This window comes from Streptomyces sp. NRRL B-24085 (assembly GCF_001282115.1).
Lineage (GTDB): Bacteria > Actinomycetota > Actinomycetes > Streptomycetales > Streptomycetaceae > Streptomyces.
Window position 1 is genome coordinate 1 of sequence record NZ_LJBR01000357.1, and the last position, 10,071, is coordinate 10,071.

General features: G+C 67.2%; 11 protein-coding genes. 9 read left to right on the forward strand and 2 right to left on the reverse strand.

The genetic code is table 11. The features are described from left to right. The first annotated feature begins 60 nt into the window (after positions 1-60). Positions 61-1,311, forward strand: a complete 1,251-nt coding sequence (locus AOJ26_RS32330; protein ID WP_053851929.1) for a GNAT family N-acetyltransferase — start codon at positions 61-63, stop codon at positions 1,309-1,311. A 224-nt stretch (positions 1,312-1,535) separates the two neighbouring features. Here the strand turns inward: AOJ26_RS32330 and AOJ26_RS32335 are convergent, their stop codons facing one another. Then, a complete protein-coding gene (locus AOJ26_RS32335) occupies positions 1,536-1,721 on the reverse strand; it encodes a hypothetical protein (RefSeq protein ID WP_031056588.1) in 186 nt (61 codons plus the stop codon). Between the two features lie 185 nt (positions 1,722-1,906). Here AOJ26_RS32335 and AOJ26_RS32340 point away from each other — a divergent pair, with 185 nt between their 5' ends. Next, entirely contained in the window at positions 1,907-2,824 is a 918-nt protein-coding gene (locus AOJ26_RS32340; protein ID WP_078960114.1) for a winged helix-turn-helix domain-containing protein, read from the forward strand. A 34-nt stretch (positions 2,825-2,858) separates the two neighbouring features. On the opposite strand, the gene AOJ26_RS32345 is transcribed toward AOJ26_RS32340, so the two are convergent. Further along, the gene (locus AOJ26_RS32345) at positions 2,859-3,047 is read right to left on the reverse strand and encodes a hypothetical protein (RefSeq protein ID WP_053851924.1); all 189 of its coding nucleotides are present in this window, start codon (positions 3,045-3,047) and stop codon (positions 2,859-2,861) included. Between the two features lie 204 nt (positions 3,048-3,251). On the opposite strand from AOJ26_RS32345, the gene AOJ26_RS32350 reads away from it, so the two are divergent. From AOJ26_RS32350 to AOJ26_RS32375, 7 genes are all read left to right on the forward strand, one after another. Then, complete coding sequence (locus AOJ26_RS32350) at positions 3,252-4,130, forward strand: winged helix-turn-helix domain-containing protein (protein ID WP_053851925.1); 879 nt, start codon at positions 3,252-3,254, stop codon at positions 4,128-4,130. Positions 4,131-4,159: 29 nt separating this feature from the next. Next, positions 4,160-4,864 (forward strand): HAD family hydrolase, encoded by a 705-nt coding sequence (locus AOJ26_RS32355; protein ID WP_373413180.1) that lies wholly within the window; start codon positions 4,160-4,162, stop codon positions 4,862-4,864. Positions 4,865-5,099: 235 nt separating this feature from the next. After that, a complete protein-coding gene (locus tag AOJ26_RS32360) occupies positions 5,100-5,987 on the forward strand; it encodes a GntR family transcriptional regulator (protein ID WP_053851927.1) in 888 nt (295 codons plus the stop codon). A 179-nt stretch (positions 5,988-6,166) separates the two neighbouring features. Next, on the forward strand, positions 6,167-8,359 hold the full coding sequence (locus AOJ26_RS32365; RefSeq protein WP_078960116.1) for a phosphotransferase family protein: 2,193 nt from the start codon (positions 6,167-6,169) through the stop codon (positions 8,357-8,359). 79 nt (positions 8,360-8,438) lie between these two features. Next, a complete protein-coding gene (locus AOJ26_RS44640) occupies positions 8,439-8,738 on the forward strand; it encodes a hypothetical protein (RefSeq protein ID WP_234358726.1) in 300 nt (99 codons plus the stop codon). Next, entirely contained in the window at positions 8,735-9,328 is a 594-nt protein-coding gene (locus AOJ26_RS32370; protein WP_234358728.1) for a hypothetical protein, read from the forward strand. Before AOJ26_RS44640 ends, AOJ26_RS32370 begins: the two co-directional genes overlap by 4 nt. A 34-nt stretch (positions 9,329-9,362) precedes the next feature. Next, positions 9,363-9,977: a TetR family transcriptional regulator gene (locus AOJ26_RS32375; RefSeq protein WP_053851928.1), complete on the forward strand. Its 615-nt coding sequence runs from the start codon at positions 9,363-9,365 to the stop codon at positions 9,975-9,977. Positions 9,978-10,071: the final 94 nt, after the last annotated feature.

The following is a 10,071-nucleotide window of genomic DNA, read 5'->3' on the forward strand; positions in this document are numbered from 1 at the left end:
GTGCTTGGGGTGCGGGAAAAAGTGCGCGACACCTCCACCCCGCCCGCCTACCGTGGCCCCATGAACGCCCCAGCCGACATCGACGTCCGTCCGATCACCGAGGCCGAGTACCCGGAGTGGCTGCGTGCCGTGCGCGCCGGGTTCCTGCGGGAGCCCGTCGTGTCGGCGGCCGAACTGGAGGCCCGTAAGGGGCAGTTCGAGCCGGGCCGGTTCATCGGTGCCTTCGAGGGGGACCGCTGCGTGGCGACCTTCCGGTCGTTCGCGCAGGAGGTGACGGCGGTCGGGGGCCGGCTCGTGGCCGCCGACGCGATCTCCGCCGTCACCGTGACCGCCACCCACCGCCGACGCGGCCTGCTGACCCGCATGATGAGCCAGGACCTCGCCGCCGCCAAGGAGCGCGGGGACGTCCTGGCCACGCTGATCGCCGCCGAGTACCGGATCTACGGCCGGTACGGCTTCGGCCCCGCCACCTCGGGCACCGAGTGGACGATCGACGTGCCGCGCGCGGGCCTGGACCCCCGCGGCCCGGATCTGGGCGGCGGCCGCATCGACCTGGTGGAACCCGACGACGTACGCAAGCTCGGTCCCGAACTCCACGACCGGATGCGCCGGGCCACACCGGGGGCGATCAGCCGGGACGACTGGTGGTGGCAGCTCAACACGGGTGCCGTGCGCACCGACCCGAAGTGGACCGAGCCGTTCTTCGCGGTGTACCGGGCGCCGGACGGCACGGTCGAGGGGCTGATGACGTACGACGTCGACGAGAAGTGGGCCGACACCATGCAGCCGGCGAACACGGCGAGCGTGCGGGGCCTGATCGCCTCGACCCCGGCCGCCGAGCGCGCCCTGTGGCACTACCTGTGCTCGATCGACTGGGTCACGCGGGTCAGGAGCGGCTGGCGGGCCCCCGACGACCTGCTCCCGCACCTGCTGCCCAACCCCCCGGCCGCCGGGGTCAGCATGCACGCGGACTGGATGTGGGTGCGGATCCTGGATGTCGTACGGGCTCTGGAGGCGCGGACCTACGACAGCGAGGGCGCGCTGGTGCTGGAGGTCCTGGACGGCTCGGGGCTGGCCGGCGGCCGGTACCGCCTGGAGGCCTCGCCCGACGGCGCCTCCTGTACGGCGACCACGGAGAGCGCCGATCTCACCCTGGACGTGCGGGAGTTGGCGACGCTGTGGCTCGGTGACGAGTCGGCGGTGCGGCTCGCGGCGCTGGGGCGGGTGCGGGAAGACCGAGCGGGCGCCGGCCGGGGGGCCGACGCCCTGCTGCGTACGTCCAGGCGGCCTTGGTGCCCGGACATGTTCTGAGGCCTTCTTCCTGTCGACGACGGCTGACCGTTCATCCGTAGCTGTGCTCTTCGGTTGTGGCTGTACCGGTGAGGCTGTTCAGTTGTGACTGTTCGGTTGTGGCTGTGCCGGTGAGGTTCTTCAGTTGTCGGTGTTCAGTTGTGGCTGTGCAGACCGACCGGGCTCCCGGCTCCCCTCCAGGAGGGAGCCCGGTCAGCCGGATCCTGGGCCCGGTGGGGCGGGCGTCATCCGGACTGGGCGAGCAGCATCACGAGGATGACCGCTCCGATGCCGCCGATGGCGACGTTCTTCGACTTGACGCCGATGGTCAGGGCGAGGAACGCGATGATGCCCATCGCGCCCCACTTCCACTGGACCAGCGCTTCGAAGCCGACGGCGAGGGCGGCGATGGCGACGGCGATGAACGGCATGACGGTCCCCCCTTCGGGACGGTGGCCCCTGTCGACCGCCGAGTTGGCCAACCTCGTGAAGTTTTGACCATGTTTCTCAAGGTTGACCAAGTTGGCGACCAACTTCACTGTACTTATCTCCGCTTGGATGCGGCTCATAACCACCTTCCAGTGAACTGCCCAAAGATGGCGGGAAGTTGTAGTGTTTGGTCGTGGACCCCGAACACGCCTCCGTCAATGGGCGGAAGAGGTCACAGCGGCCACAGAAGTCACATCGCGAGGTGGCCGCCGAGCTCCGCGCCCGGATCCGGTCCGGCACGCTGCGGGCAGGTCAGCGCATGCCCACACAGGCGCGGCTGGCCGACGAGTTCGGAGTCGAGCGCGGGGTCGTACGGCAGGCGCTGTACCTGTTGCAGACGGAACACCTGCTCACCAACGTCTCCAAGGGGAGCCCCGCGACCGTCGCCCCTGACCTGGGCCGCAGCAGGACGGTCACCGGCCCCGGGGCCGCGCCGCAGCCCACGATGGTCACCCTCGGCCCCCGGATCGCCGCCGCCTTCGCCGCCCCGCACGTGGAGATAGACGCCCTGTGCCTGACGTCGGTGTCCCTCAACCTCGCGATCGCCGAGGCGCTGCGTCAGATCCACGCCGGACGACTGAATCCGGCCAAGGTCGACGTCCGCGTCCTGCTCCCGGGCCGGGACATCGACCTCGCCTTCCCGGTGCCGGTGGAGGGCCGCGGCGACGGCGACCCGGTGCACGAGCGCTGGTTGGCCCAGCGCAACGCGCAAGGGCAGGTCCTCCAGCACAACCTCCTGGCCCTGCGGGCCACGCACGGCATAGACGTGCACGTCACCTTCCGCGCCCTGCCCTTCACGCCACCGGTGAAGCTGTACCTGCTCAACGGCGCGGAGGCGCTGTTCGCGTACTACACGCTGACCCGCCGCAAGGAGGAGATCGACGACGAGCACCTGGAGCTGTACGACTCCGAGGGCACCCAGTCGATGCTGTTCGCCTTCGAGCAGGGCGCGGGGCTGCGGGACACGACGTTCGTGGAGCAGTCCCATCTGTGGTTCAACGCACTGTGGGAGACGATCAGTTCGGAGCTGGCGCTCACGAGCTGAGGTCTCCCACAGGGGTGGATCCGAGCTGCTCGGGTCATAGGGCGGGTCCCGCGACCAGCAGGGCGAGCACCACGGCCCCGGTCGAGCTGATCGCGGGGTTCTTGGCCTTGATGCCGATGGTGAGCAGGAGCATCCCGATGATGCCGCTGGCTCCGTACTTCCACTGCAGGGTCTGCTCGACGCCGACGACGAAGACGGCGGAGAGGAGGGCAAGGGCCGGCATGGTGGTTCCCCCTTCGGGCTTCGGGGCGGGCGAGGCGGTGGTGAAGCGGGCGGTGCGAAAGGTGGCGCTGCCGTCGGAGTGGAGGCAAAACTTCCGCCAACTCAACCAAGTTGGCAACCAACTCTAACTATGTTGTCCCCACTTGGTGGCAGTTGATAAACAACTTCGCGACAACTCCCCATAGATGGATTGGAGTTGTACCGTTTGGTCGTGACCCAGGAGAACGTGGCAGTGAACGGCAGCAGAAGGCTCTCGCCCCAGGAAATCGCCGACACCCTGCGGGAACGCATCCGCACGGGCGATCTCAAGGCCGGCGACCGCCTCCCCACCCAGGCCGAGCTCGCCGAGGAGTTCGGGGTGGAACGGGGCGCGGTCCGCCAGGCGCTGCGTGCCCTTCAGGAGGACGGACTGCTCAGCAATGTGAGCAAGGGGAGCCCGCCGCGGATCGCGGAGGTGCCGGTCACCCAGGGGGGTCCGCAGCCCACGATGGTGGCCCTGGCGCCGCGTCTGGCCGACGCGTTCGCCGGCCCGCAGGTCCGGATCGACGCTGCCTGCCTCACGGCGGAGACGCTCATGGTGGCCCTCAGCGAGCCGGTCCGTCTCATCCACGAGGGCAGCCTGCGCCCCGAGTCCATCGACGTCCGCATCCTGCTGCCCTCCCGCGACATCAACCTGGCCTTCCCGGTCCCGGTCGAGGCCCCCGACGACGACAACCCGGTCCACCAGCGCTGGCTGGAGATGCGCAACGCCCAGGGTCACGTCCTGCGCCACAACCTCCGCTCCCTGCGCTCCTCCCACGGCATCGACGTCAAGGTCAGATTCCGCGCCCTGCCGTTCACCCCGCCGGTGAAGCTGTACCTGCTCAACGGCGTGGAGGCGCTGATCGCGTACTACATGGTCGCGCGCAGGGAGGAGGCGACCGACACGGGGATGCTCGACATGTACGACGTCCTCGGCACGGAGTCGCTGCTGTTCTCCTTCGAGAAGAGCGCGGGGGAGCGGGACGCGGCGTTCGTGGACCAGTCCCAGAAGTGGTTCGACGCCCTCTGGGAAACCATCACGACGGACCTGACACTCTCCTAGTGACTCCTGAGACGACGCACACTGAACCGGTGACAGCAGAGACAGCACGACTCGCATCACTGGTCGCCTCCGCTCGGTACGTGCTCTGGGATCTCGACGGACCGATCTGCCGGTTGTTCGCGGGGTATCCGGCGCACCAGATAGCCGGTCAACTGGTGGAGGAGATCGACCAGTTGGGAATGGGCGGCCTGCTCACTGAGCAGGAACGATCCGGCAATGACCCGCACGATGCCTTGCGTGGTGTGCACGAACGGCGTCCGGGGAGCGACCTGGTCCTCGAACTGGAGGAGTGGCTCACCCGGCGTGAGCTGCAGGCCGTTCCCAAGGCCATGCCGACGCCGCACGCCGATCCGTTGATCAGGACATGGTCGACGCTCGACGTGCGGTTCGCCATTACGACCAACAATGCCGCGCTTGCGGCAGTGGCGTACGTCGAGAGCCGGGGTCTGGCGGACTGCTTCCCCCATGTCTACGGCCGCACGCCGAACCTCGACTTGATGAAGCCGAGCCCGCACTGCCTCGAAGAGGCCATCAAAGCCATGGGGGCCGCGCCGTCGGCCACGCTGATGATCGGTGACGCAGCAACGGACCTGGTGGCCGCCCAAAGGGCCGGGGTGTCGTTTCTCGGCTACGCGCGTAATGCGGACAAGGAGCGGATTCTGAGGGATGCGGGAGCCGATGTCGTCGTGGGCTCGCTGAAGCAGGTGCTGGACGTGCTGCGTCCTGTCGGCTGAGCTGTCGGTCGCCTGATGTGCGCATAACCGGTCCACTGTGCCGTCCACTCCTCTGCCACTTTGATGAGGCTGATCAACTTGCGGTCCAATTGGACTGGTTGCCTTGAATCTGGTTGTGCCCTGGGTGATTGATCGACTAACCATGCAGTAGAAATTGGTCTGTTGACCGGCCGAAGTTGACTGTTGGTGGCCTGAAAGCTGTTTGGATGACAGGTGAGGGAGGTACGGTCGCGATGTGAGCGAACAGCGCGGCAAAGGAGCCACCATCCTGGCTACGTTGCGGTCGCGGATCGCCGACGGCGAGTACCGGCCGGGGTCCAGCCTGCCGCCGCAGCGCGCCCTGGCCGAATCGTTCGGGGTCTCACGCGACACCATTCAGCGGGTTCTTGATGAGCTGAAGACCGAGGGCTGGATCGAATCCCGTCAGGGCAGTGGCTCGAAGGTTCGCGTGACGCTCCCCGTCCATGTGACGACGCACTCGAAAGTGTCGCCGGGCCGTATCGCACTCGGGCCTTTCATCGCTCGGGCCTTCGCTCAGCCGGTCGTGGAGCTCGACGTCTTCACGTTCACCTCGGAGAGCCTGGACACCCACATACGGGTGCAGGCCGAGGCGATCCGCAGCGGCCAGATCCCCGCCCCCGAGCGCATCGCCCTCCGCATACTGCTGCCGTCCGACACAATCGAGCTCCCGTATCCGCGCGCCAGGGCCTCGAAGAACCTTTCCGCGGCCGAACTGGCGGAATTGGACCGGATTCTGCAGGTCCGGACCCGGGAGATCATCCGAACGCACACGTCCTCGCTGCGTAACGCCCTGCGCAACCTCAAGACAGACGGACTGGTGCCTGACGTGGTGGTGCCGGTCCGGGAGGTGCCGCTCGTACCGACCCACAAGCTGTACTTGCGGCGCGGCGCGGAGGGGCTGTTGGGTCCGTACAAGATCGTGGAGCGCACGATCCTGACGGACGACGACACCGAGATCGATGCCTGGGATGTCCTGGGACTGGGCTCCACCTTGATACGGCTCGCCAACGACGAGGGCGATCCCAACGCCACCGGTTCCGTGTTCATGCAGAGCTGGCAGGAGTGGTTCGACTCCTGCTGGCATCGCTATGACCAGCCTTGATATGCATTCCGTGTTCGTCCAAGACCTCGAACGGCGTGAAGCCAAGGAGTGAAGATGGTCTCGCCTGGGTAGCCAATTCCGAATAACGCCCGTGTCAGGTGATACTTGAGCACTACAGTGTGGTCCTCTCGTGCTGCGCATGAACATCGGAAGCGCCGCATAGTTGCTCAGGAGTGCCCGTGGGTGGTCCATCCGGACCCGCTGCCGCGTTCGCGGGGCGGGCGGTCCGCGAGGCGCTCGGTGAGCTGGTCTCCCACGCCCGGTCCGCAGGACGGCTCACCCGTGGCCACCACAACCTGAACTACATCGTTCCGCCACCGCCGTGGCTTGACCGGCTGGCGGACCACCGGTTCATCATGGTGCGTGAGCGACAACGCTCCGCCTTGCCCGTGGTGATCCGGACCTGGCAGGACGAAGCGGAGATCCTCACGGCGATCGGCGGCGTCCTCCCCCATGTGCCCCGGTGCCTGTGGAAGTACGGCGACATCGCGGTCATGAGCTACGTGGACGGCGTCCCCTTGTCGAGCGTCTGCCCGAACGGCAAGCCCGTGGACCAGCATCTGGTGCGGGCCCTCGCCGAACTGCTGGCGGACATGACGCACGTCGGTCGCAAGGAGCTGCCTCCCCTGCCGCAGTCCTGGCCTCGCTCCAGCCGGGACAGCCGGGCCTTTCTGCGCACACTGGCACTGGCCACGGAGACCCAGGTTCGGCAGCGTAACTGGCACAGGTTCGGCGGTCTGTTCGCGATGCTCGGCATCCCCGAGGACGCCATGGTGCGGTTCGCCGAGCGTGTGCCGGCGATGATCAGCCGGCCTTTCAGCCTCCTCCACACGGATCTGCACCGCGACAACGTCATCGTGTCGTACGAGGCCGGGCCGCCACTGATCTGCGTCGACTGGGAGTTGTCGAGCTACGGTGACCCGCTGCACGACCTCGCCACCCATCTGGTGCGCATGGGCTACCCACCGAGTCAGTGGGACGAGGCCGTCGAGGCATGGCGTTCCGCGATGGTGTTGCGGCGTCCCAAGGCGGTCAACGGCCTGGAGCGCGACCTGCGGCACTATGTCGCCTTCGAACGCGCCCAGTCGGTCTACCCGGACGTGATGCGTGCCGCTACGTCTCTGGGCGAATCGTTCGATCAGAAGGATCTGGACGCCGCGACCGAAGCGGTGTACTGGGCCTTGCAGGCCGCCGAAGAGCCATTGCGTCTGAAGAACGTGCCGGACGAGAAGGCCATCGAGCGCATCCTCTTCCGCTGGAACGTCTCGCACGGCAAGCGCCACAGTCGTGACCGCGCGGTGTCGTCCATCTCGTGGGTGCGTGACCCGCGGGTCCCCGCGCACCCGCAATTCTCCAAGTCAGCGGTACAGGAAGCCCTCTTCGAGGAGGGGGCTGCGCTGGCCGACCGGGTGTTCAAGGGCACGGCACACCTCAGCACGGCGGTGCGGGTGGACGGCGTGCCGTACCCGGTGATGGTGCGGCGCAAGGTGGGAGCCGGCAATTCCCGGGAGCGTCGGTTCCTGAACGAGCACGTCGTGCTGCGGGCGATCGAGGACTCGGGCGTGGCGGTGCGGGCGCCGCGTGTGCTGGCGCTGGGAACCAGTGAACTCGGGGATGAGTTCACCATTCATTCCTTCGAGGGGCCGAAGGGGGAGATCCGGGCTCCCGAGCATCCCGAGGGTGGCCTTCTGCCGCACGAGGCGGACGACCTCGTGAACCAGCTTCACGCCCTCACCCAGATCGACTGCGCGAAGCTGGCGGAGGATGCCTACTCACCGGTCGCAGGGTTCCATGAACAACTGTGTGACGAGCTCATCCGGATGGTGTCGGACCTGCCGAAGGAAACGCTTCAGTTGGCAGGCCAACTCGGTCTGCCCACCAGTGGCTTCCGTCTGGAACAGATCCTGCGTCGCCATACGGTGTCGCCTCGGCGTTCCGTCCTTCTGCACGGAGACCTCAATCCCTGGAACATGATCCGTCGTGAGGACGGGACCGGCTTGACCCTGATCGACTGGGAGATGGCGATGGTGGGTGATCCGCTTTACGACCTCGTCCGCCATATGCACCTCACGCCCACTCTCCCGGAGATCCGTGTGCGCATGTTCAACCGGTGGGCGCAGCTCCTGCCGGACGACTGCACGAGAGGATGGCATCGCGACTGGCGCGTCTACCGCTGGATCGAAACGGTGCGCTCCGCCTACGTGGACCTGGACCGGCTCATGACCCGCGACAGCCTCGACGCCCCCAATGTGAGCCGGGCTGTGGGGACCTATGCCATGACCCTCACTGCCGCGACGGCGACGCTCGGCCTGCGGTCCAAACTCACGACCAATCCCTATCTTGTTCTCGCCCTGCCGCACGGAGACCATTAAGGACTGGCGCCGCACTGAGGGTCCAACTGGTGCGTCACGAGACGGATCGGCGGCTTCCGCATGGGGGAAGGGGCTCCGGATGTCCGGCAGCAGCGGCAGGGGCGTGGCCGGCGTCACTATGGGTGACCGACTGAAGAGATTCCAGGCGCGCTACGAACCGATGATCACGCGTACCTTGCTGCTGGGCATCTTCGGCACCGGGCTTCTCGCCCAGTTCGTGGAGCCTGTGGGGGACGCGATGGCGGGCAAGACCTTCTTGGGCGGTGCGCTGCTCAGTCTGGTCGGGTACGTCCTGTATGACACGCTGAAAGATCTTGCGGCATCGCTTCGGCTCGCCCCACGAGCGCAGGTCAAGTCCCAGGAACTCGGCAGTTCGTGACGGAGGCGTTCGAAGCTCAGGCAGTGGAGATCAGCTTCCTCGGCTATACGGGCGAGACTCTGTACAACGAGCTCTACCACCGTCTGGAAGCCATGCTCGGAAATCCCGGACCCATCAGGGAGGTGCGCATCAGGTTCCTGGTGCCGGACTTCCGCCTTCCCATGACGGTCCCTTCCCGGGTGGGCCCTGAGGGCAATCCCGTCGATGACGAGGCGTTTCGCAGAGGGCTGGAGACGCAGTGCATGGGATACGCGAGACGGCTGTCCGCCCTGGCCCACCGGCTGACCGGCGCGGGCCGGATGACGGCCGAGTGTGAGTACCGTTTTTACCCGGGCATACCGCGGGACAAGATCTGCATCTTCAACCGTGAGCTGGTGCTGCACGGTCTCTACGACCTGGCAGCCCGGACCATAGATTCCAGTTCAGGGCCCGAGTACTACGACCCCAAGGGTTATCAGACGGATCTGACCTTCTGGTCCTCGGACGGCACCGACGAGACCAAAGCGGCCCTGGCGACTTGGAACAAGCACTTCGACGACCTGTGGGACCTGGCCGAGCGGTCCCGCTGGCATCTGGGCACGGCGTCCTGACCCCGTCCTGGGCCCTCTGCGTAGGCTCACCCCCATGACCACCCCCGGCCTCCGCGAGCGCAAGAAGCGGCAGATGTACGAGAACGTCTCCGAGATCGCCATCCGGCTTTTTCTGGAGAAGGGCTTCGACGCCGTGTCCGTCGCCGAGGTCGCCGCTGCCGCCGAGATCTCCAAGCCGACCCTGTTCCGGTACTTCCCGGCCAAGGAGGACCTCGTCCTGCACCGGATCGCGGATCACGAGGACGAGGCCGCGCGGGTGGTGGCGGAGTCCGAGGAGCCGCCCCTCGTCGCTCTCCGGCGGCATTTCCTCGACGGGCTGGAGCGGGGCGATCCCGCCACCGGGCTCAGTGATCATCCCCAGGTGCTCGCCTTCCACCGGCTGCTCTACGGCACTCCCGCGCTGGTCGCCCGGGCGCACACCCACCTGGAGCGGCAGGAGGCGGCGCTCGCCGAGGTGCTCGGGGGTGATCTGGACGCGCGGCTGGCCGCGGGGCAGATCATCGCCGTACGGCGGGTGCTCGCCCTGGAGAACTGGCGGCGGATCGCCGCGGGGGAGCGGATCGAGGACGTGCGGGCGGACGCCGTGGCCGCCGCCGAGCGGGCGTTCGGGGTGCTGGCGGGCGGGCTGACCTGGCTCACCCGGGAGTGACTGAGTAAAGAATTTAACTCGGTTGCTTTTTCCGCGTACGCTCGTCCCCATGACGTCAGCCGAGTCCGCTCCCTCCCGTCCCGCCCTGAACGAG